Here is a 21,554-nt window from a genome sequence, read left to right on the forward strand (position 1 = left end):
CGCGAGGTGCGCTAGCGGCGAAGCACGCGCTGGTGGTAAAGCATCAGAGCGAGGTACACCGTTTAAGGCCCACCACTCCACCCGCGGCAATCAGGCTTCCGCCGAAGGCCACCAGGATTCCAGCCACTGGGACGGTTGGATCGAGGGGACGGTCGCCCCGGGCGGGCGAGCCGGGGTCGATCCGGGCTGCGGCGGCCGCCGAGGCTGAATTTTGCGCCGAGGGGCTCGGGCTGGAAACGATCGGCGAAGGCACTGCTGCGGCGGTTGAAGCGGGTGGCGCCACCTGAGTGCGTGCCGGTTCGGCAGTCAGCGCCGGTGCCGTCGTTGAAGCGCCAGCGGGAGGAACCGCGACGCCGGGATCCGGCTGGGGTTGCGGTTGTACCGGTGGGATGGCCGTGGCGGACGGAGTGGGTTTGCCCGACGGCCGGGGAGATGGGGCGCCGCCGGGAGAGCACATGCCAACCACCCCCAAAAGGCCTTGCGAATCGCAGGATGCGGCCCCTGCAGTCTGCGCTGGCGCAAGTGCGATCAGGCACAACGCGAAAGGGAGCGCGACGAGGGCAACTGGAACCTTCCGGCGAGTCATGGCTTCGACTCTACCTACTCCACGGCAACTTAGGAGAGAGGCGGCGTTGGCTTCAATCCCTGAGCTGACCCAGAATCCGGGCCAGCTCAGCGCGATCCTCTGCACTGAGCCGGGCAAAATACTCGGAGGACTTGCCGCGCCGTTCGGCGCCGACCTTCGCGTAGAGCTGCTGTCCGGCCGGGGTGGCGGCGACAAGCGTGGCCCGCCGGTCCGTGGGGTCCGGATCGCGACGGACGAGGCCCTTGACTTCAAGCTGGTCCACTACTTCCGTGGCCGAACGCGGCGCAATGCGCAGCCGCTCCGCCAGGTCTTTCAGCCGCATCGGCTCCCCCGGCGCCGGGCGCATCAGCGTCATGAGCGCCCGCCATTGGTGCGGCGTCAACTCCCAGGGCGACAGCTGCTCGGCCCAGGTCCGCCGCAGCCCTCGGAAAGCGGCATGGAACAGATCTCCAAGGTCGGAAGAATCAGAGGGCTGTGAGTGCATGCTGCCAGTCTAGCAATTTGACCTGCAACCACATAGTGAGGTAGCCTCTGTATTAGTGGGCGCGATTCCCGCGCCCCGCTCGCCACTGGAGGTGGTGCTTATGACGGAGAACATCCTCACCCAAAATCCCCATCGACCGGGCGCTGGAGCCCGAAATCCCGGCCGCGGCCCCGCCCGCCTCAATCCCGCCGACCGCACGCAGTTGAAGCAGCATCCCGTGCGCCTCAAACGGATCGCCCGGCTGTTCACACCGCACAAGATGACCATTGCCGCCGTCGTGCTTCTCATCAGCGCGTCGAGCATCATCGGCCTGGCCCAGCCGTTCCTGGTCCGCCACATCATCGACGTCGCGCTGCCCGGCAAGGATCTTCCGCTTCTCGCGTGGCTGGCCGCCGGGTTGATCGCCGTTGCAGCCGCAACCGCACTCATCGGCGTGCTGCAGACCTGGATGACCACGGGCATGGGCCAGAAGATCATGCACACGTTGCGCACGCGCTTGTTCACCCACCTGCAGCGGCAATCACTGGGATTCTTTACCCGGACCCGAAGCGGCGAGGTGCAGTCTCGGTTGAACAACGACATCTCCGGCCTGCAGCAGGTCATCACCTCCACCGCGACCGGTGTTGCATCCAACCTGACCACGGCCATTGCCACCGCCATCGCCATGGTGGCCATTTCACCCGGGCTCTCGCTCCTGTCCCTGATAGTGATCCCGCCGGCTGTCTGGTTCACCCGCCGGGTGGCCCTGCTCCGGCGCAACATCACGTCCACGCTCCAGAGTGAACTGGCCACCATGAACACGCAGGTCGAGGAAGGGCTGTCGGTCTCCGGCGTCCGGCTCTCCAAAACCCTCGGAACCACCAAGCGCGACGCCCACCGCTACACGGAAAGCTCCAGGCGGCTGATCGGCCTGGAGATGCGTTCCCAATTGGCCGGCCGCTGGCGGATGTCCACGATGGGCATCATCTTCTCGGCCATTCCGGCGCTCATCTACCTCGCAGCTGGACTGCCAGTCACGAGCGGAGGCATGACCATCGGCACGCTCGTGGCGTTTACCGCGCTGCAGTCCGCCATCTTCCGTCCCGTCATGAGCCTGCTGGACCTCGGCGTCCAGTGGGTCACCGCGATGGCCCTGTTCAGCCGCATCTTTGAGTACCTGGACCTGACCCCCGAGATCACGGCCCCGGAGCGGCCCGTCGCCCTGGACCCGGCCGCAGTGCGCGGCGAGGTCCGCTTCGAGGGCGTCCGTTTCGCGTACGACGGCGGCACTGATGTCCTGCTCGGCATCGACCTCACACTTCCGGCCGGCACCAGCACCGCAATCGTGGGCCCCACGGGCTCAGGGAAATCGACGCTGGGCTCGCTGCTCCCCCGCTTACATGACGCCACAGCGGGACGGATCACCATTGATGGGGTTGACGTCCGCGACATCGCCCCTGAGGACCTGACGAAAATCGTGGGTGTCGTGTCCCAGGAGACGTACTTGATTCACGACACCATCCGGGAAAACCTGTTGCTGGCCGCGCCCGGCGCGGACGACGCAGTCCTGTGGAGCGCGCTGGCCTCCGCGCAGATCGCGGACCTGATCGCGGGCCTGCCCGACGGCTTGGACACTATGGTCGGCGCCCGTGGCCACCGGTTCTCCGGAGGAGAACAGCAGCGCCTGGCCATTGCGCGGACCATCCTGCGCAACCCCAAAGTTCTGGTCCTCGACGAGGCCACCTCCGCCCTGGACAACGCTACCGAGGCCCAGGTCCAGGCGGCGCTCGACCGGCTATCCGTTGGCCGGACTACGCTCACCATCGCCCACCGGCTTTCCACAGTGGAGAAAGCTGACCAGCTTGCAGTGCTGGCCCGGGGTGCCCTCGTTGAGTTCGGAACGCCCGGCGAACTCCGTGATGCCGGCGGCGCGTATGCGCGGCTCGTCGGGGCCGGAGAGGCCATGGAGCTTGAAGATCAAGGCGTTCCAGCCCTGGCAGCCAGGCTCACGGCATGAACCGGTACCCGATCCCGACCTCGGTGATCAGGTGGCGCGGGTTCCCGGGCTCCGGTTCGAGTTTCCGCCGGAGCTGCGCCATGTACACGCGCAAATAGTTGGCTTCCTTGGCGTAGGCCGGGCCCCAGACTTCGCTGAGGAGCTGCTGCTGGGTGATCAGCTTCTCGGGATTGCGCACGAAGAGATCCAGGATCCTCCACTCCGTAGGCGTCAGCCGGACGTCTTCGCCGTCGCGCGTCACCCGCCTCATGGCAAGGTCCGCAGTGAATGATTCAGTTACCAGCACGGGTGCTTCTTCGCCCGGATCTGCGGTGCGCCGCAGGATCGCCCGGAGGCGCGCCAGCAGCTCGTCGAGCCCGAAGGGCTTGGTGATGTAGTCGTCCGCGCCCGCGTCCAGGGCTTCAACCTTGTCGTCGGAGCCGTGCCGCGCGGAAAGGACCAGGATGGGCACGCTGCTCCACTCGCGCAAGCGGGTGATGACCGTGGTTCCGTCGATGTCCGGCAAGCCCAGATCGAGAATCAAGACCCCCACCGGGTGCTGGGCTGCGGAGCGCAAGGCTGATTCGCCGTCGGCCGCGGTGGCTACGGTGTAACCGTGGGCCTGGAGCGTGATCCGCAGCGCCTTGACGATATGGGGATCGTCGTCCACCACCAGGACGTTGCTCATCTTGCCTCCCCGGAGACGCTATCTGAGCTGCCCGACGGCGGCACGTGGCGACGCTCTAAAAGAACCGATTGCGCTTCCATGGGCGCCTGGGCTTCCTCGTTCGGAAACGCGACCCCTGTGGACAGCGGAAGCCGGATGACCATGGTCAGGCCGCCGCCCGGAGTCTCCTCCGCAGTGAGGGTGCCTCCCATCGCTTCCGTGAATCCCTTGGCGACGGCGAGCCCCAGGCCAACCCCGGTGGTGGAAGGGACGTCGTTGAGCCGCTGGAATGGCTGGAACATCCTGACCACGCTTTCGGCGGGGACTCCTTGGCCGTGGTCGATGATGCGCAGCTCTCCGGACGGCCGCCCGTCCAGGGTCGAAGAACTGAAGCCGCCCGCGGCTCCCACCAGCACAACGTCGGAATCCGGCGCGTATTTAATGGCGTTCTCCACGATGTTTGCAATGACGCGTTCCAGCATCACGGCGTCGGCGTCTATCTCCGGCATGTTTCCGGGCAGGTCGACGCGCACCCGTCCCGGCGGTACGCCATGAAGGGCGGCCGGGATCACTTCGTACCAGCGCACCGGGCGAATGAGGGCGTTCACCGAGTCGGAGGTAATGCGGGACATGTCCAGGAGGTTCCCCACGAGGACGTCTAGCCTGTCCGAGCATTCTTCGATGGTCGCCAGCAGTTCCTGCTCTTCCTCGGGCGTGTAATGGACGTTGCTTTGCCGCAGGCCGCCCACGGCCAGTTTGATGCCGGCCAGCGGAGTCCGCAAGTCATGGGAGACGGCGCGCAGGATGGAGGTGCGCATGGAGTTGCTCTCCGCCAAACGCCTGACCTCACGTCGGCTCGCGGCCAGTTGTCGTCGCTCAAGCTGGGCGGAAAGGTGCGCGCCGAAGGCGCTGAGCAAGCGGCGGTCGCTGGCTGGCAGAACCCGGCCGGACAGGACCAACCGGGTTCCGGCGTCGATCTGTTCGGTGTTTTCGCCGCCGTCGGGAGGGAGGGGTGCGGCCTCACCGGCCTTCGCGACGAGCCGCCAGCCGGTGGCCGACGAGCCGGTGGCCGACGCGCCGGTGGCCGAGGCACCGGTGGAACCCGCGGCTCTGTACAGTGCCGCACCGCGCATCTGGAACACGTCGAGGGCCTGGTTCAAGAGTCCTTCCACGGTGTCGTCGGCGCTCGATGCCCCCCGCGTGAGATCGCCCAGGGTGGTGGCCTCGGCCCGGGCACGAGCTGCTTCTTTGGAGCGCCTGGCCGATACGTCCACCACGGCCGCCACAGCGGCTGAAACGCCCACGAAGACCAGCAAGGCAAGGATGTTGTCGGGGTCGCTGATGGTCAGGGTTCCCACGGGCGGTATGGAGAAGAAGTTCACCAACAGGCTGCTCCACAGTGCACCGAGCAGGGCGGGCCACAACCCGCCGACCAATGCCACGGCAACTGAGCCCGTGAGCTGGAGGAGCACCGCCGTCGCAATGCTGTGAGAAGGGCTCGCGGCCAACAGGAGCTGTAAAAGAACCGGAAGGACCACCGCCATTGCAAATCCAACGATCACCCTGGTGCGGCCAAGGTCCCGCTGCCGCCGACGGTCGACGCCCCGGCCACCCAAGGGATGCGAAACCATGTGCACGTCAATATCGCCGGAGTCACGCACCACCCGGTTGCCGACCCCCCGCCCGGTCAGCCTGGCGACGAGGCTCCGGCGTCGGGAAATCCCGACGACGATCTGCGTCGCGTTCACGCTGCGGGCGAAGTCAAGCAAGGCCTTCGCCGGGTCCTCCCCTGCCACGGTGTGGTAGCTGCCGCCCAAATCCCGGACCAACAGGCGCTGGGCTTCCAGCGCCTGCGGAGATTCCGAGGCCACACCGTCGGCGGCGCGGACGTGCACCGCGAGCAAGTCGCCGCCGTTGACGCGCTTGAGGATCCGGGCGGCCCGGCGGACGAGGACTTCGCCTTCGGGGCCTCCGGTGAGGCCAACGACTATGCGTTCGCGGGCGGGCCAGCTCGCCTCGATCCCCTGTTCCGAACGGTATTTCGCGAGCCCTTCGTCCACCCGGTCAGCCAGCCACAGCAGTGCCAGTTCCCGCAGTGCCGTCAGGTTGCCCATCCGGAAATAGTTGGACAGCGCGGCGTCGATCTTGTCGGCCGAATAGATCTTGCCGTCGCCCAGCCGTTGCCGCAACAGCTCCGGCGAGATGTCCACGAGGTGGATTTGATCGGCCCGCCGCACCACGTCGTCGGGCACTGTCTCCGCCTGCCGGACATCCGTGATGGCGCTGACGACGTCGCCAAGGGAAGCCAGGTGCTGCACGTTGACGGTGGAGAGGACGTTGATGCCGGCGTCGAGTAGTTCCTCAACGTCTTGCCAGCGCTTGGGATTACGGCTTCCGGGGACATTCGAGTGGGCGTATTCATCGACGACGGCGGTGCGCGGCTTGCGTGCCAGGACCGCGTCGAGGTCCATCTCCTCGAACGCGGTGTCCCGGTACGCGATGCTGCGCGGTGGGATGACTTCCAAGCCGTCCATCAAGGCACGGGTGTCGCTGCGCCCGTGATCCATGGCGAAAGCCACCACCACGTCTTCGCCACGCCCGCGCAGCCGGTGGGCTTCTTCGAGCATGGCGTAGGTCTTCCCTACCCCCGGGGCTGCCCCGAGGAAAATGCGCAGCGTTGCCCGTGCCATGTGGTCATTCTTTCACTTGTTGAACGCGGCGGTTGCTCCCGCGGATCCTGGCCCGGGCTTCCCTCACTTGGCCGGCGCCGCTGAGGCCGGCGCCGCTGCGGCTACGTCCAGGTTCAGCTCCGTGACGTTGACGGACGGCTGCCCCAGGAAGGCTTCAAGTCCGGTGACGGTGCGCCGGTCCACCATGGCCTGCACCGTCTCAGGACTCAGCCCGTGTGCCTTGGCCACCCTGGGCACCTGGAGGCGGGCATACGCTACCGAGATCTGCGGGTCCAGCCCGGAACCGCTCGCCGTCACGGCGTCGGCCGGTACGTCCGATTCCTTGACTCCCTCTTCGGCGGCGATGGCAGCACGGTTGGCTTTGACGGCGTCGAGCAGCTTCGGATCGTTGGGGCCCAGGTTGCTGGCGGTGGACGCGCCCGGGTCCCACTTGGCTGCCGAGGGGCGGGCGTGGAACCACTGCGGATTCTGGGTGCCGGCGTTGTCGGCAGAGACTTGGGCAATCAGGGCGGAAGCGACGGGCTTGCCCGCCGCGTCTTTCACGATGGAGCCATTGGCTTGGAAGGGCGCAACGGCCTGGCCGATACCGAAAACCACCAGCGGGTAGATCAATCCAAGGACCACGGTGGCCAGGAGCAGGAACCGCAGGGCGGTTCCTGCTTGCCGAAGATATCCGGGAAGGGTATTCATGATGGACTCCTAGCTGATGCCGGGGATGAGGGAAATGAGCAGGTCGATGAGCTTGATCCCGATGAAAGGCGCTATGAGACCGCCCAGGCCGTAGATCGCCAGGTTCCGGGCCAGGGCTTGGTTCGCCGAGACGGCACGGTATTTGACGCCGCGCAGGGCGAGCGGAACCAAGGCGATGATGATCAAGGCGTTGAAGATCACCGCGGACAGGATGGCCGAGGAAGGCGAGGCCAGGCCCATGATGTTCAAGAGCCCGAGCCCCGGAAACACCGAGGTGAACAGGGCCGGGACGATCGCGAAGTACTTTGCGACGTCGTTCGCCACCGAGAACGTGGTCAGGGCGCCGCGGGTGATGAGCAGCTGTTTGCCGATGCCCACGATGTTGATGAGCTTGGTGGGATCCGAGTCCAGGTCCACCATATTGGCAGCTTCCTTGGCGGCCGGCGTGCCCGAGTTCATGGCGACGCCGACATCCGCCGCTGCCAGCGCGGGGGCATCGTTGGTGCCGTCGCCGGTCATGGCCACCAGCCGCCCTTCGGCCTGCTCTTCCTTAATGACGGCCATCTTGTCTTCCGGGGTGGCCTCGGCAACGAAGTGATCCACCCCGGCTTCGGCGGCGATCGCCTTGGCCGTGATGGGATTGTCCCCCGTGATCATCACCGTCCGGATGCCCATCTTCCGCAGTTCGGCGAATCGGGCGTGCATGCCCGGCTTGACCACATCGGCGAGGTGGATAGTCCCCAGGACGCGGGCTCCGCCGTCGTTCCCGACGCCGGCCACCAACAGCGGGGTGCCGCCCTGGGCCGAGATCTCCTGCACCTTGCGGTCGACCTCGGTGGGCGTCTGGCCGCCGGCGTCGGCGACGAACTTCGCGACGGCGGCTGCGGCGCCTTTGCGGATCTGCCGCCCATCGAGATCCAGTCCGCTCATGCGGGTGCTGGCGCTGAACTCCACAACGGCAAAGTCCTCCGAGCCCTTCAGGAGGGCAGCCAGGTCCGGGCCGCTGACGCCTTTTTCCGCCGCGAGTTCCACGATCGAGCGTCCCTCGGGCGTTTCGTCGGCCAGGCTGGAAAGCCGGGCTGCTTCGATGAGTTCGGTCCGGTCGACGTCGTGGGCGGGGAAGAAGTTGACCGCACGGCGGTTGCCGTAGGTGATGGTGCCGGTCTTGTCGAGCAGGAGCGTCGTGATGTCTCCCGCGGTTTCCACGGCGCGGCCGGACGTAGCCAGGACATTGTGCTGCACCAAGCGGTCCATGCCTGCGATGCCGATGGCCGGCACGAGCGCCCCGATGGTCGTGGGGATGAGGCAGACCAGCAGCGCCACCAGCACGATCGGCGAAGGCGTTGCACCCGGCAGGGAAGCGAACGGCGCCAAACTCATGGTGACCGCCAGGAACACGATGGTGAGCGAGACAAGGAGGACGTGGAGGGCGATTTCGTTGGGGGTCTTTTGCCGAACGGCGCCTTCCACGAGCTTGATCATCCTGTCGATGAACGTTTCGCCCGCCTCAGCCGTGATGCGAACGGCGATGCGGTCCGAAAGGACCTTGGTGCCGCCGGTCACCGAGGAGCGGTCGCCGCCGGATTCACGGATGACAGGCGCCGATTCACCGGTGATGGTGGATTCGTCCACGCTTGCCAGGCCTTCGATGATCTCTCCATCGGAGGGGATGACGTCCCCGGCTTCGCAAATGACGACGTCGTTCTTCCGGAGTTCCGTTCCCGGTACTTCCTTCAGGGTGCCATCGGCGAGCCGAAGCCGGGCTACGACACCTTTCCTGCTGGCCCGGAGGCTGTCTGCCTGGGCCTTGCCCCGGCCCTCTGCGATGGCTTCGGACAAGGTACCGAAGAGCACCGTCAGCCAAAGCCAGATTGTCACCGAGATGCCGAACACGGCTGGTTTGAGGATGCAGATGGCTGTGCAGAGAGCCGCCCCCACCAGCACGGTGAACATCACCGGCGAGTGGATCATCTGGCGCGGCCCCAGCTTCCGTACTGCGACTGGCAGGGCAGAGCGGATGCTGGCAAGGTCCAGTTTGGCCGGTGCCTTGGTGTGGTGTTTGTGCTCCCCTGGAGTGCCCAGAGGATTGCCGTCCGCGTAGGTCTGGGCGGCGGTGTCCGAGGCTAATGCCGTGTTGGGCTTGGTAGTTGCCGTGCCGGACTTTGTCATTTGAGGAGTCCTTCTGCGAGGGGGCCCAAGGAGAGGGCAGGGAAGTAGCTCAAGGCGGTCATGATCACGGTGACGCCGAGCAAGAGGGAACCGAAGAGCCAGCCGTGGGTCGGGACGGTGCCGGACGACGCCGGGATCTTGGGTTGTTTCGCCAGGGAACCCGCCAAGGCGAGCACCAGCACGATAGGCAGATAGCGGCCCAGCAGCATGGCGAGGCTCATCATCACCGACAGATATGGTCCGGAGGTGGTGATCCCGCCGAAGGCCGAGCCGTTGTTGTTGGCTCCGGAGGTGAAGGCGTAGAGCACTTCGCTGAATTGGTGCGGTCCGGAGGCCGGCGCGTTGGCCACGGCGTCCGGAAGCAGGACGGTGATGCCGGCCAGGGCAAGCACCAAGGTGGGCGTCACGAGGATGTACATGGCCGCGAGCTTCATTTCCCGCGGTCCGATCTTCTTGCCCAGGAATTCGGGAGTGCGGCCCACCATGAGCCCGGCGATGAACACGGAGACGATCGCGAGGATGAGCAGGCCATAAAGGCCCGACCCCGTGCCGCCGGGGGCCACTTCGCCGAGCATCATGTTCACCATGGCGACACCGCCGGCCAGGGGCGGGAGGGAATCGTGCGCGACGTTGACCGCACCGGTGGATGTCAGGGTGGTGGCCGTGGCAAAGATGGAACTCGTGGCCGGTCCCAGCCGCTGTTCAAATCCTTCCCCCAGACCTCCTGCCACAGCGGTTGCCGTTCCCTGCGCAGAGGCAACGGCCCAACCCATCAGTGCCGTGGATGTCAGCCAGAGCGTGCCCATGACCCCGGCCACCGTGTACCCCTGCCGCTGGTCTCCCACCATGCGGCCGTATGCATATGGCAGAGCAAAGGGGATGAGCAGGAGCAGGAAGACTTCGAACATGCTGATGAAGACGTTCGGATTCTCGAACGGGTGGGCAGAGTTGGCGTTGAAAAAGCCACCGCCGTTGGTTCCCAGTTCCTTGATGGCTTCCTGGGAAGCGACCGGACCTCCGGGGATCGTCTGGGTGACACCCGTTGCCTGGTTCACGACGTCGGTGGACCAGAAGTTCTGGACCACGCCGCCGATCACCATCACAACGGCCACAAGGGTCGCCATCGGGAGCAGCACCCGGAACGAGGTGCGGGCCAGATCCACCCAGAAGTTTCCCAACCTGTCCGTCCGGGTCCGCGCGATGCCGCGGATCAGGGCGACCACCACTACGATTCCGACGGCGGCGGAGAGGAAGTTCTGCACGGCCAGCAGACACATCTGCACGAAGATACCCATGGTGGCTTCGGGGACGTACGTCTGCCAGTTGGTGTTCGTGGCAAAGGAGATGGCCGTGTTCATGGCCGTCCAAGGATCTACGCCGGGCAGGGAATTGCTCCCGGGCAGCACGCCTTGGAGCCGCTGGAGCAGGAACACCACCAGGATGGACACGGCGGAGAAGACCAGCACGCTGCGCAGGTAGATGGACCAGCTCTGTTCGGTATTTCGGTCCACCCCGGACAACCGGTAGAACAGCCGTTCCACCCGGGTTGACTTCTTGCCCTCGAATACCCTGGCGAGGTAAACGCCCAGCGGCTTGTGCGACAAAACCAACAGCAGTAGCAAGATAGCGACTTGGGTGACGAAAGAGGCAATGCTGAAAGCCATCCGGAATCACCACCTTTCCGGGTGGATCAAGACGGCCAGCAAGTAGCCGAACAAACTCAGGCCTGCAACGAACAGGACCAACCACATCACGGCGTCCGCGCTCACTGCCCGTTCACCGGTCCATCGCCGTCGACGATTTTGCCCAGAAGGTGGGCAATCCACATTACGATCCCCATGGACACCACGAAGATCCCCACAACAGCCACGTCGGCCACTGGAACGTCCTTTCATCCGCGCCCCGTTTGCGGGGCTGATGTCAGTCAACTCCTTGGCAGGCCGCGAAAATCGGTTCCTGATGGTTCCTTAACACGGCAAGGCCGAATCTTGACGGCTTCTTAACAGGTGCGACGCGGCTCCCGGGACATCGACGTTAAGGATTCATCAAGATCGCCCTCAACCAGCGAAAACACCTGTAGTCGGTGCTATCTTCAGCAATGATCGCGGTGCCTGCGCGTCGCGCGGAAAGGACACCATGACTACCTTGAGCAGGCCCCCGGCTGATCCTTCAGCCCCACGGCCCAGTGGTATGTCTTCCTTGCGGACATGGTTGCTGTTCGGACTGCAGGACTCCAAAGGATCGCACCAAGGCCCAGGTGCGGTGGGCGATTCCCATCTGAAGAAGCATTCGTGGTGGCAGGTCATGTGCCTCACCGGCGTCGACTATTTCTCCACGCTCGGCTACCAGCCGGCCATCGCCGCCTTGGCCGCGGGGGTGATCTCCCCCTTGGCCACCATCGTGCTGGTGGCCGTGACCCTGTTGGGCGCCCTGCCTGTGTACCACCGCGTCGCGGGAGAAAGCCACCGCGGCGAGGGATCCATCGCCATGCTGGAGCGCCTCTTGCCACGCTGGGGAGGGAAGCTCCTCGTCCTCGTCCTCCTCGGGTTCGCAGCAACGGACTTCATGATCACCATGACCCTCTCTGCTGCCGATGCCACGGCCCACGCGATCCAGAATCCGCTCGCCCCGGGCTGGCTGCAAGGGCAGAACATCCTGGTGACGTTGTTCCTCCTGGCCCTGCTGGCAGCAGTATTCCTGCGCGGATTCAAGGAAGCCATCGGCGTGGCGGTCGTCCTCGTCTTCGTCTATCTGGGCCTCAACGTCGTCGTCGTGTTCTCAACGTTTGTGGAAGTGTTCGCCCATCCGGTCGCAGTGGGCGACTGGTGGCATGCGCTGTCGACTTCGCACGGAAACCCGTTCATGGTGATCGGCATTGCGTTACTCGTTTTTCCCAAACTCGCCCTGGGCCTGTCCGGTTTTGAGACCGGAGTCGCCGTGATGCCCCAGATCCGTGGACGTGCCTCGGACACCGAGGAAAACCCTGCCGGACGGATCAAGGGAACCCGCCGCCTCCTGACCACGGCAGCAGTCATCATGAGCTCATTCCTGATCGCTACCAGCTTCACCACCGTTGTGCTGATTCCGGATCAGGAATTCCAGCCCGGCGGCCAAGCCAATGGACGCGCCCTGGCGTTTTTGGCGCACCAATATCTCGGCGTGGGGTTCGGCACGGTCTACGACCTAAGTACCATCGCCATCCTGTGGTTCGCAGGCGCCTCCGCCATGGCCGGGCTCCTGAACCTGGTCCCGCGGTACCTGCCGCGATACGGAATGGCACCGGGGTGGGCCCGGGCAGTGCGCCCGCTGGTGTTGGTGTTCACCCTCATCGGGTTCCTGATCACCTTCCTTTTCAACGCCGACGTCGATGCCCAGGGCGGCGCGTATGCCACCGGCGTGTTGGTGCTGATGACATCGGCAGCCGTGGCGGTGACCCTCTCCGCGCGCCGCTTGAGGCAGCGCAAGCGCACTGCCGGATTCGGCATCATCGCCCTCGTCTTCATCTACACAACAATTGCCAACATCTTCGAACGTCCCGAAGGCATCCGGATCGCCGCGATCTTTATCGTGGGAATCATCGTGATCTCCCTGCTTTCCAGGATCCGGCGCTCCTTTGAACTCCACGCCACCCACGTCCATCTGGACCGCCAAGCGCTCGAGTTCATGTCCACCAACCTGAGCGGCCCGATTGCGCTCATCGCCCACGAACCCCTCCGCCTCACCGCGGAGGCCTACCGGGACAAACTCACCTCGGCCATCGAAGTCAGCCACATTCCCGTGGATTACCAGGCGCTCTTCCTGGAAGTGATTGTGGATGATTCCTCGGATTTCGAGACCGCACTCGAAGTCCACGGCGTGGTCCGGCACGGACACCAGATCCTCGAAGTCCACGGACCCGTGGTCCCGAACACCATTGCCTCGGTGCTGCTGCACATCCGCGACGTGACCGGCCTCATGCCCCACATCTACTTCCGCTGGACCGAAGGCAACCCGGTCATCAATCTCCTTCGCTTCCTGTTCCTCGGCGAAGGAGAGATCGCCCCGGTCACCCGGGAAGTCCTGCGTGAAGCCGAACCCGATGTCAGCCGACGCCCGTGGGTCCACGTCGGCTGAGGGCGGCTTGACCTGAAGGGCAAGGTGCCCTGGCAGCGTTGCTGTCAGGGCCTGAGACCTGCCCGGTAACTTACGCCTGCTGTTAAGAGAGCGCTAAATCTACGCCTGCCGGCATATGGATCCCATTAAGATCCGGGAGAGCGCTGTGTTCGGTGATCTGATCAAAGGGAGGAATCCACAGCCATCCGGGCTATGAACGGTCCTCCACAGGAGATGAATTCACGATGAAGCGCATTGCCCTGACCAAGGGAACGGTGCCCGATGCCAAGGTCCCGGGCACGCGCCCGAAAGATTACGTCGTGGTCGATGACGTCGGCGAGTTCACGTATTACCCGTCCGAGGGCGCGATGCTGGAAGACCTCGAGTACGTGGACGAAGCAGCTTGCATCCTTGACCGGGAAGGCAACAACTGCCGCCTCACCCTGGATAAAAACAGGAACCTGTGCCTTGGCCCATCGTTCGGGCCTGTGGAATTCAACTGGCTCCGCCAGGCATGGAAGAACAACCGGCACCGGAACCTGCAGGCACATCGACTGCAGCGTTTCTTCCCGGCAACCCGCGAGGCCCTCGTGGCCGAATTGTTTGAAACCCTTACCCTCGAATGCGCCAGCAGTTCCAATGGGACGCGGTGGGTGCTGGAGGTCGTCGGGGAAGAAACACACCCGGCGACGCTGAGGGACGTCGATGGGCTGCTCGCGGGGCTGGAGCACCTTGAACAGGCCACGGTGCGGGACCCTTTCGGCCATGAATACCGGCCAGTCCGTCACCGGACACACCGGCGCCTCGCCCCGGCCGCGGGCTCGATCTACTACGTCGAGATCCACCCCCGCAGACGCGACCTCCTGCGCTGAGGCACCATTCGCGACTCCGCAAGAGCTGACGTAAGCATGAAGCGCATAGGCTTTACCAACGGAACGGCACGGACGACGGTTCCAGGCGCGTCCGAACGACTATGCGGGGATCGATGTGGTCGGTGATTTCTCGTCCTCAATGCCCGCGGCCACAGCGCGTCGTGCACGCCCCCTTGGGAGAGGACCGCCATGGGTAAGCACGGCACGCCACACCCGTACAGCCTCGAAGTGCAGCTGCCCCAGCACGTTTAGTCCTCTGATGACTGATCAACGGCACTCTGATTCACATCATCTCCGCCACGATCATCGCGCGAATGATGATGCCCGCGGCCAGACTCAGCCGACTCCTGCGATGAGGTCCTCGACGGCGATGGTTTCGGGTTCAGCCCCGACTCCCTTCACAAGAATGGTGCCAGCATCCAGGTCGGTAATTGTTGTGCACAGGGTCGCCAGCGGGTCCTCATTTCGGGCCGTCCGTAGGACTCCCTCGGGCAGTTCTTTGCCAGTAAGGAGTTTAAGGAACCAGTCGGTTCCGGGTTCATCAACGGGGAGCCGGACGGAGGCCAGGAAATCACCTCGGGCCAGGCTCTCGCTGATGTGCCCGAGTTGGGCGGTGGCGCCGTGGGGTTCCTCGTTTTTGGTACCTGCTGAGAGGCGTTGAGGGAGGCTGCGTAGATGGTTCGTGTGCCAAGCGAAAGGCTGTTCAGCGTCGAGCCGGTGGACAGCGATCTGCCCTGCCGCGCTTTCAATGACGGCGACGTTTCCCGTTTTGAGCTCTCCGATGTTGAAGCTAAACCCCCCTGCGATGGGATGTGTCCGCAGGAGATCGATGGCTTCTTCGAGTGATTGGGCTTGTTGAAGCTGGCGGGCAGCAAAGTGGCGGCCTGCGCCGGGGCCTGGTGCCGAGATGGGTAGGTGGTTTATTCCCCACACGAGGTTTCCGGCGGTGGCCGCGAAAGCGTTGGAGGGGATGAAGCCGGGGTACCATTGCACGGCCACTGGCTGCTCGCCCTCAATATGCAGGCTCAAGAACATGAGGTCTGCCCCGACGGCCGGAGCGGCGTCTTCGTTGTGGGCTACGAAGGATCTCTCGCGGCTCCAGACCAAGTCGGTGCAGCCGGTTCCGTCGTAGGATCCAATATCCCCACGGATGTTCGCCAGGAACAGGTAGTCCGGATCAAGGCCGGCGCCCTGCGCCATCGATTCAAGTTCGGCAAGCACGTCCGGGTAGGTCTGTTCTGCGACTGACAGCAGATGTTTGTACCGGCGGATCCCATTTCTGGATTCCCTCCACTTGAGGAGCCCTAGTCGTTCCGGCATTGCGTCTTGCACGGAGCGTATCTCTACCGCGAACAAGCGTCCCAGATCGTTGAAAACGGCTCGCCGTTCCCCCCGAAACGTTAACCAGCGGAGCCCCGACAACTTGGCGTCCTTGATGAGAGTTTGCATAACACGCCACTTCCCTACGGCACTTCCGAGACAAAATTTACATTGACGAAACGCAACTGAAATTGCATGCTTTCGTATGTAGGCAATTGTAGTTGTATCAGCCATCGGATGTCTCGCATCCGGGAAAACCCACGCTGTCCTGGAGGACACTATGCGATCTACAAAGCGCACCAAGAAACTGCTGGCCGCGATCAGCATCCTGGCCTCGGCTGCCCTGGCCCTGACTGGATGCGGAGGTAACTCGGAGGCCTCCAAAGCCGCTCCACCGCTTACGGTCGCGACGGACACGGCCTTTGTTCCGTTCGAGTTCAAAGAAGGCGACAACTACGTCGGTTTCGACATAGACCTTTGGACTGAAGTTGCAAAAGACATGGGGCGCGAGTTCAAGCTCCAACCCATGGACTTCAACGGCATTCTGCCCGCGCTCCAGACGCGTCAGGTAGATGTGGCTCTGGCAGGAATCACCATCACGGAAGAACGCAAGCAAGCTATCGCTTTCTCAAATGGTTACTACGACAGCGGCTTCACGCTCATGGTGCCCAACGACAGCAATATCACCGGAGTCGAGGATCTGAAGGGCAAAACCGTTGCCATGAAGACCGGCACGTCCGCTTACGAGTGGGCCAAGAAGAACCTCCCTGACACGCAACTGCGATTGTTCCCAAACATCGACAACGCTTACCTGGAACTTCAGGCGGGGCGCGTGGATGCCGCCATGCACGATACGCCTAATGTCCTCTACTACATAAAGCAGAACGGCGGAGGAAAAGTTAAGGCTGTCGGCGAGCAGCAGATGGCACAGGAGTATGGAATCGCCTTTCCCAAAGGAAGCGAACTCGTCACGCCCGTGAACGAGGCACTGGCCAAGATCAAGGCCGACGGTCGGTACAACAAGATCTACGAAAAGTGGTTTGGCACAAACCCGCCCACCAAGTAAGGCGCCGTTCGTACATCAACCGGTGGGTGGCCTAGCAATGGCACCCACGCAGATCGGAGTTTCATTGCAATTCGACTGGACAGTGATCATCGGGGTGATGCCCGAGCTGCTTCGGGGAGCAGGGGTCACACTGTACATAACCGCCGGTGGTTTGTTGGGCGGTTTAACGCTCGGCCTCTTCATCGGTCTGTTGCGCGCCTATGCGCCTAAATTTGTGAACGCACTTGCATTTGCCTACGTGGAAGCCATCCGCGGCACGCCCATCGTGGTACAGGTGATGTTCATCTACTTCGCACTGCCGCTGCTCATCGGACTGCGCGTTGATCCGATGACAGCAGCATTCACTGCCATCATCATCAACGCGAGTGCCTACATCGCAGAGATCGTTCGGGGCGCTTTCCTCTCGGTCCCCAATGGGTTGAAGGAGGCCGGTCTGGCCATGGGGCTACCAATGTGGAAGGTTCTCGTCTTCGTGCTGGGCCCTGTCGCCTTCAGAAGACTGATTCCGCCCCTTGGCAATCAATGCATCGTTAGCCTCAAGGACACCTCTCTGTTCATCGTTATCGGCGTCGGAGAACTCACCCGCACCGGTCAGGAAATTATGGCAACCAATTTTAAAGCCGTGGAGGTCTGGGCGGCCGTGGCCGTGCTCTATCTGATCATGACTGGGTTTCTTAGCGCGGCACTGCGCTTCACCGAGCGGAGGGCGAAAATCCTGTGAGTATCGTCGAATTCAACAAAGTCACGAAGACCTTCGGTGCCCTGACCGTCCTGGACAATGTGGATTTGTCTATAGAGGCCGGTGAAGTCGTGGTGGTTATAGGCCCCTCCGGCTCAGGAAAATCCACCCTGTTGCGCTGCATCAACGCCCTGGAAGGCATCGATTCGGGTGACCTGGTGGTCGACGGAATCAGTGTGAAATCCTCGCCGGCACAGATGCGATTGATCCGCCAGGAAGCCGGAATGGTTTTCCAACAGTTCAACCTCTTCCCGCAGCTGACGGCCCTGGAAAACGTAGCCTTCGGCCCCCGCAAGGTTCGCGGCGCTTCCCGCGCCGCAGCCCAAGGACAGGCCGAGCAGCTTCTACGGAAGGTGGGGCTGGCTGATCGAGCCGACCATTTGCCAAGCCAACTCTCGGGTGGCCAGCAACAGCGCGTCGCGATCGCCAGGTCATTGGCAGTGAAACCAAAAGTCATGCTTTTTGATGAACCAACATCAGCATTGGACCCCGAACTCCGCCAGGAAGTTCTCAAGGTCATGCAAGACCTGGCACTCGAGGGCATGACGATGGTTGTTGTCACTCACGAAATGTCCTTCGCCCGCGAAGTCGGAACACGCCTGATCTTCATGGAAGGCGGACACATAGTAGTCGACGATGATCCGCGAAAGGTCCTCGCCAATCCGGAAAACCCGCGTCTACGTGAATTCCTCAGGCACGTTTCCTAGATCAATACTCCAACAGTAGAGAGCACCCAATGACGATGCATTCGGCCACGTTGGCCATCAATGAAACCATTCGCTCCAAGACGGCAACAGGTGAAAAAGTCCTGCATCTGGGATTCGGCGAGGCGGGTCTGCCCGTTCCCACTTTCGTCCTGGACGTACTTCGCGAAGCAGCACCACTCAATGGCTATGGGCCGGTTGTTGGCTCCCAGAACGCCCGCGATGCCGCTGCCAGCTGGTTCTCCCGGCGGGAAGCGGAAACTCAAGCTCATCAGATCATTTTCGCACCAGGGTCTAAGCCGTTGCTCTTTGCACTGATTGCAGCTCTGGAGGGAGACCTGGTAATTCCTCAGCCAGCCTGGGTGAGCTACGCCGCACAGGCTGACCTCCTGGGTAAGGGCCTTATCCGGGTTCCCGTGGGTGAAAACGCCGGCGGCGTCCCGTCACCGGGCTTGTTGCGGGACGCGCTGAACACCGCCATAGCGAATGGTCAAAACCCCGGGATCTTGCTGCTGACCGTTCCTGACAACCCCACCGGCACGGTTGCGACCGAGCAAGATGTCAAAGCGGTAGCCGAGATCGCTCGGGAATACGGGCTAGCTGTCATTTCGGACGAGATCTATGCCGAAGTCGTACACGAAGGCGCAGCTCCCAGTGCGCTGACCTATTATCCCGAACAAACCGTGATTACTTCCGGGCTCAGCAAATCCATGGCACTCGGTGGCTGGCGCATCGGGTTCGCGCGGGTGCCTGATAACGAATGGGGACGGGACCTGATGGACAGGTTAGTCGGCGTGGCCAGCGAGATCTGGTCGGCCTTGGCAGCGCCAATGCAGGCTGTCGCCGCGTACGTGCTATCGGATCCCAAAGAAGTCCTCGAGCACATTTCCCTGACAAAACAGCTACACGCCCGCGTGGCCAAGGCAGTTCACGACGAATTTGTGGCGGTCGGCGCGATCTGCCGGCCGCCCACAGCTGGCTTCTACCTCTACCCCGACTTCGAATCCCTTCGCGACCATCTGTCGGCTCAAGAAATCCATACCAGCGGCGACCTTGCATCAGTCCTTCTTGAGCGCTTCGGAATCGGTGTCCTGCCCGGTTCGGCCTTCGGGGAACCTGAACAGGCACTCCGGCTCCGTGTCGCCACCAGTCTTCTTTACGGCACAACAGAGGAACAACGCTGGCAGAGCCTGAAGAGCGACGATCCAACCTCACTTCCTTGGATAGCCGAGTCCCTCGTCTTCCTGCGCGACGGGCTTAACGGCCTCATCCGGAACAGAGGTCTGAACAGATAGGTTGAACACATGAATGATGCCCCCTGGCCCAAAACCTATTCTGGACTGCGCGATCGCCTTCAGGAAGGACTCGCCGGTTTCGCCCCCGGTCAGGGGCGCATCGCGCGCATGGTGCTTACCGACCCCGAAGGCACTGCCATGCGCACCCTTGCCGAAAACGCGCGTGCGGCAGACGTCCACGAATCCTCACTCGTGCGCTTTGCCAAAGGGCTGGGCTTGGAGGGCTACCCAGCGCTGATCAGGCTATGCAGGGAATATGTCTCAGGGCAAGCCCATCTGGTCCAGCGCTTCGACGCAGCTCTGAAGGATGCAGGCGCGAAGTCTGATACCCCCGACGTAAACGTCCTGGCAAAAGCCACCCAACTCGAGCAGCGTAATATCGCCGAAACCTTTGGACGAATTGACCCTGCCGATTGGGAACTCGCTGTAACGCTCTTGGCCGAGGCGCCATCCGTTTATGTCATGGGTCTGCGCAAGTGCAGGGCTGTAGCCGAATTGCTGTCCTATCTGCTCCATATGGTCCGAAACCGAGTCCAACACGTCGATCCCCCCGCAGCTGGTTTAGTTGATTACCTGCGTGAATTTAATGCTGGCGACGTTTTTGTGGCTATCTCCATAAGGCGGTACACCCGTGCCACCGTCAACGCAGCTCACGAGGCCCACCGGCGGGGACTCAAGATCATAGCGCTAACCGATAACCCTGCCTCGCCTCTGGCTAAAAACGCCGACGTTGTCTTCTACGTCGACAGTGACAGCCCCTACGTTCTGCGTTCACTAACCGCGTTCATCTCCCTGGCCCAATCCCTTGCTGGTGCAACCTCTCTCAAACTCGGGGCACAGAGCAGATCCCAGCTGCTTGTTGACGAAGAGCTGCTCGAGTCTTTTGCCGTGTACACCGAAGCTTGGCCCGAAGAGGTTTAGAACGACAAGACACTAAAGCGCCCACTGTCGCTCAGCCCGAAGCCCGTACGGAGGTGGCTCAACGGACGGTTTATGTGTCCGCAAGAGGATCCGCTTCCGGGCGCCCCCGCCTCTCCTCAGAGTTGACTCGCTAGCCAACCATTGGACTTCCCGCATGCTAGGCCTGTGGTCATTGTTAAAAGCGGTAGCTGGATTTACGCAGGGAAAGTTGAAAAGCCTGTCGATATCGTGGGGCTGCGGCGTCGACAATCTCAATGTCCAGCTCGGTGTGGTCGCATTGCCACTGCTCGTTAGCGCGGCTGGCGGTGCGCCGTTAGACCAGCTCGAACCGGTCGCGGTATGCGGTGTGGCCTTCGAGCGCGATGGCGCGTAGTCCGGGATCGATGGCGGCAACGACCGCACGGACCGTCGAGTAGCCGGGGGCGGTAATGCCGCGGTCGAGCGCGACGGCGCCGATCCGTCGGTGGTAAACGCGTTGGTCGGCGCCGGCCGGCGGAGCGCGAGGCCTTCGATCGCGCCCATGATGTCTGACGGGAGCGAATGGCTCCCGCGGTCCGAGCGTGGCTGGCGGCCCAGTGCCTCGACCGATCCGCCGGCACGGAATCCCGCCGGCCACCGTTGCAGCGTGCGGAGGGGAATGCCGGCCTGACCGGAGATCCTGGCGAGGGGAACACCGTCATTGAGGTGCTGCCGGAGCAGTGCCGCACGGTCTTCGGCCGACAGCCGATGCTTCATGACCGGCGGTCTTCGGCCGCCTGCCGGTGGCGGTAGGGCGTCGCACGGCTCCAGCCGACGAGCCGGGCCGCCTTGTCTCGCCGCGGCGATGCCCGCGTTGACCCGTTCGACGATCAACCCCCGCTCATACTCAGCCAAAGTCCCGAGCATGTTCAGCATCAGGCGGCCCGACGTTGTTGTGGGGTCAATCCCGTCCGAAATGGACCTCAAATTCACGCCGCGCTCCCGCAGAAGGTTCACCGTGTTCAACACATCGATCAAGGATCGGCCGAGCCGGCCCACGCGCCACACGACGACGGTGTCACCCGGCTCCACATACGCGAGGAGCTTCTTCATCCCGGGCCGCTCAATAGCGGCCTTGCTCCCGGAAGTGACGTCCGCGAACAGGTCGCGTTTCTGAACCCCGGGCATCGACAAGTGCATCGAGCTGCAACAGGAGGTACACGCAAGCCCAGAGGATGGGCTGGACTAGCAGAGTAGCGGGCATGCCGATGTCGCCCCACAATGGATCGTCATAGCCGATGATGCGGACCGCACTCGGGTCCCAGT

17 protein-coding genes and 1 pseudogene are annotated in these 21,554 nt (G+C 63.2%); 8 read left to right on the top strand and 10 right to left on the bottom strand.

What is annotated here, in order from left to right; translation table 11 throughout:
- Positions 1 to 43 precede the first annotated feature (43 nt).
- Both AB0O52_RS09630 and AB0O52_RS09635 read right to left on the bottom strand, forming a co-directional pair.
- Complete coding sequence (locus AB0O52_RS09630; RefSeq protein WP_364536728.1) at positions 44 to 586, bottom strand: hypothetical protein; 543 nt, start codon at positions 584 to 586, stop codon at positions 44 to 46.
- 52 nt (positions 587 to 638) lie between these two features.
- Positions 639 to 1,070 (bottom strand): MarR family transcriptional regulator, encoded by a 432-nt coding sequence (locus AB0O52_RS09635; RefSeq protein WP_364536731.1) that lies wholly within the window; start codon positions 1,068 to 1,070, stop codon positions 639 to 641.
- 100 nt (positions 1,071 to 1,170) lie between these two features.
- Here AB0O52_RS09635 and AB0O52_RS09640 point away from each other — a divergent pair, with 100 nt between their 5' ends.
- On the top strand, positions 1,171 to 3,066 hold the full coding sequence (locus AB0O52_RS09640; RefSeq protein WP_364536734.1) for an ABC transporter ATP-binding protein: 1,896 nt from the start codon (positions 1,171 to 1,173) through the stop codon (positions 3,064 to 3,066).
- Here AB0O52_RS09640 and AB0O52_RS09645 read toward each other — a convergent pair.
- The 6 genes from AB0O52_RS09645 to AB0O52_RS09670 form a co-directional block, all read right to left on the bottom strand.
- Positions 3,056 to 3,733 (bottom strand): response regulator, encoded by a 678-nt coding sequence (locus AB0O52_RS09645; protein WP_364536737.1) that lies wholly within the window; start codon positions 3,731 to 3,733, stop codon positions 3,056 to 3,058. The two genes, AB0O52_RS09640 and AB0O52_RS09645, sit on opposite strands and share 11 nt — an antisense overlap.
- Positions 3,730 to 6,402, bottom strand: a complete 2,673-nt coding sequence (locus tag AB0O52_RS09650) for an ATP-binding protein (protein WP_364536740.1) — start codon at positions 6,400 to 6,402, stop codon at positions 3,730 to 3,732. Before AB0O52_RS09650 ends, AB0O52_RS09645 begins: the two co-directional genes overlap by 4 nt.
- A 63-nt stretch (positions 6,403 to 6,465) precedes the next feature.
- A complete protein-coding gene (gene kdpC / locus AB0O52_RS09655; protein WP_364536743.1) occupies positions 6,466 to 7,092 on the bottom strand; it encodes a potassium-transporting ATPase subunit KdpC in 627 nt (208 codons plus the stop codon).
- Between the two features lie 9 nt (positions 7,093 to 7,101).
- Positions 7,102 to 9,261 carry a potassium-transporting ATPase subunit KdpB gene (gene kdpB, locus AB0O52_RS09660; protein WP_364536746.1) on the bottom strand — a complete coding sequence of 720 codons (2,160 nt, stop codon included), beginning with the start codon at positions 9,259 to 9,261 and terminating at the stop codon, positions 7,102 to 7,104.
- Positions 9,258 to 10,925, bottom strand: coding sequence for a potassium-transporting ATPase subunit KdpA (gene kdpA / locus AB0O52_RS09665; RefSeq protein ID WP_364536749.1), 1,668 nt, complete (start codon positions 10,923 to 10,925; stop codon positions 9,258 to 9,260). Before kdpA ends, kdpB begins: the two co-directional genes overlap by 4 nt.
- 6 nt (positions 10,926 to 10,931) lie before the next feature.
- Entirely contained in the window at positions 10,932 to 11,012 is an 81-nt protein-coding gene (locus tag AB0O52_RS09670) for a potassium-transporting ATPase subunit F (protein WP_364536968.1), read from the bottom strand.
- Positions 11,013 to 11,397: 385 nt separating this feature from the next.
- Between AB0O52_RS09670 and AB0O52_RS09675 the strand changes: the two genes are divergently transcribed.
- Positions 11,398 to 13,374 (top strand): amino acid transporter, encoded by a 1,977-nt coding sequence (locus tag AB0O52_RS09675; RefSeq protein ID WP_364536752.1) that lies wholly within the window; start codon positions 11,398 to 11,400, stop codon positions 13,372 to 13,374.
- Between the two features lie 224 nt (positions 13,375 to 13,598).
- The gene (locus tag AB0O52_RS09680; RefSeq protein ID WP_364536755.1) at positions 13,599 to 14,225 is read left to right on the top strand and encodes a hypothetical protein; all 627 of its coding nucleotides are present in this window, start codon (positions 13,599 to 13,601) and stop codon (positions 14,223 to 14,225) included.
- 336 nt (positions 14,226 to 14,561) lie between these two features.
- On the opposite strand, the gene AB0O52_RS09685 is transcribed toward AB0O52_RS09680, so the two are convergent.
- Entirely contained in the window at positions 14,562 to 15,872 is a 1,311-nt protein-coding gene (locus AB0O52_RS09685) for a C45 family peptidase (protein ID WP_364536758.1), read from the bottom strand.
- On the opposite strand from AB0O52_RS09685, the gene glnH reads away from it, so the two are divergent.
- From glnH to AB0O52_RS09710, 5 genes are read left to right on the top strand one after another with little or no spacing between them, the layout of a single operon-like run.
- Complete coding sequence (gene glnH, locus AB0O52_RS09690) at positions 15,826 to 16,611, top strand: glutamine ABC transporter substrate-binding protein GlnH (RefSeq protein WP_364536761.1); 786 nt, start codon at positions 15,826 to 15,828, stop codon at positions 16,609 to 16,611. The genes AB0O52_RS09685 and glnH overlap by 47 nt on opposite strands.
- Positions 16,612 to 16,648: 37 nt before the next feature.
- Positions 16,649 to 17,332: a glutamine ABC transporter permease GlnP gene (gene glnP / locus AB0O52_RS09695; protein WP_364536764.1), complete on the top strand. Its 684-nt coding sequence runs from the start codon at positions 16,649 to 16,651 to the stop codon at positions 17,330 to 17,332.
- Positions 17,329 to 18,057, top strand: a complete 729-nt coding sequence (gene glnQ, locus AB0O52_RS09700; protein WP_364536767.1) for a glutamine ABC transporter ATP-binding protein GlnQ — start codon at positions 17,329 to 17,331, stop codon at positions 18,055 to 18,057. The genes glnP and glnQ overlap by 4 nt, the downstream gene beginning before the upstream one ends.
- Before the next feature lie 29 nt (positions 18,058 to 18,086).
- Entirely contained in the window at positions 18,087 to 19,349 is a 1,263-nt protein-coding gene (locus AB0O52_RS09705) for a pyridoxal phosphate-dependent aminotransferase (RefSeq protein ID WP_364536770.1), read from the top strand.
- 9 nt (positions 19,350 to 19,358) lie between these two features.
- Positions 19,359 to 20,270 (top strand): MurR/RpiR family transcriptional regulator, encoded by a 912-nt coding sequence (locus tag AB0O52_RS09710; protein WP_364536773.1) that lies wholly within the window; start codon positions 19,359 to 19,361, stop codon positions 20,268 to 20,270.
- Positions 20,271 to 21,001: 731 nt separating this feature from the next.
- On the opposite strand, the pseudogene AB0O52_RS09715 reads toward AB0O52_RS09710, so the two are convergent.
- Positions 21,002 to 21,492, bottom strand: a pseudogene (locus tag AB0O52_RS09715) (recombinase family protein).
- Positions 21,493 to 21,554 lie beyond the last annotated feature (62 nt).

This window comes from Arthrobacter sp. NPDC080073, from assembly GCF_040686575.1.
GTDB lineage: Bacteria > Actinomycetota > Actinomycetes > Actinomycetales > Micrococcaceae > Arthrobacter.

What these genes read in the sequence shown, in the direction of transcription:
- AB0O52_RS09705 (WP_364536770.1), top strand. Translation starts at nt 18,087, where the DNA reads ATGACGATGCATTCGGCCACGTTGGCCATCAATGAAACCATTCGCTCC.
- AB0O52_RS09640 (WP_364536734.1), top strand. Translation starts at nt 1,171, where the DNA reads ATGACGGAGAACATCCTCACCCAAAATCCCCATCGACCGGGCGCTGGA.
- AB0O52_RS09675 (WP_364536752.1), top strand. Translation starts at nt 11,398, where the DNA reads ATGACTACCTTGAGCAGGCCCCCGGCTGATCCTTCAGCCCCACGGCCC.
- AB0O52_RS09645 (WP_364536737.1), bottom strand. Translation starts at nt 3,733, where the DNA reads ATGAGCAACGTCCTGGTGGTGGACGACGATCCCCATATCGTCAAGGCG.
- AB0O52_RS09635 (WP_364536731.1), bottom strand. Translation starts at nt 1,070, where the DNA reads ATGCACTCACAGCCCTCTGATTCTTCCGACCTTGGAGATCTGTTCCAT.
- kdpA (WP_364536749.1), bottom strand. Translation starts at nt 10,925, where the DNA reads ATGGCTTTCAGCATTGCCTCTTTCGTCACCCAAGTCGCTATCTTGCTA.
- AB0O52_RS09710 (WP_364536773.1), top strand. Translation starts at nt 19,359, where the DNA reads ATGAATGATGCCCCCTGGCCCAAAACCTATTCTGGACTGCGCGATCGC.
- glnP (WP_364536764.1), top strand. Translation starts at nt 16,649, where the DNA reads ATGGCACCCACGCAGATCGGAGTTTCATTGCAATTCGACTGGACAGTG.
- AB0O52_RS09680 (WP_364536755.1), top strand. Translation starts at nt 13,599, where the DNA reads ATGAAGCGCATTGCCCTGACCAAGGGAACGGTGCCCGATGCCAAGGTC.
- AB0O52_RS09630 (WP_364536728.1), bottom strand. Translation starts at nt 586, where the DNA reads ATGACTCGCCGGAAGGTTCCAGTTGCCCTCGTCGCGCTCCCTTTCGCG.
- kdpB (WP_364536746.1), bottom strand. Translation starts at nt 9,261, where the DNA reads ATGACAAAGTCCGGCACGGCAACTACCAAGCCCAACACGGCATTAGCC.
- glnH (WP_364536761.1), top strand. Translation starts at nt 15,826, where the DNA reads ATGCGATCTACAAAGCGCACCAAGAAACTGCTGGCCGCGATCAGCATC.
- AB0O52_RS09685 (WP_364536758.1), bottom strand. Translation starts at nt 15,872, where the DNA reads ATGCTGATCGCGGCCAGCAGTTTCTTGGTGCGCTTTGTAGATCGCATA.
- AB0O52_RS09670 (WP_364536968.1), bottom strand. Translation starts at nt 11,012, where the DNA reads ATGTGGTTGGTCCTGTTCGTTGCAGGCCTGAGTTTGTTCGGCTACTTG.
- kdpC (WP_364536743.1), bottom strand. Translation starts at nt 7,092, where the DNA reads ATGAATACCCTTCCCGGATATCTTCGGCAAGCAGGAACCGCCCTGCGG.
- AB0O52_RS09650 (WP_364536740.1), bottom strand. Translation starts at nt 6,402, where the DNA reads ATGGCACGGGCAACGCTGCGCATTTTCCTCGGGGCAGCCCCGGGGGTA.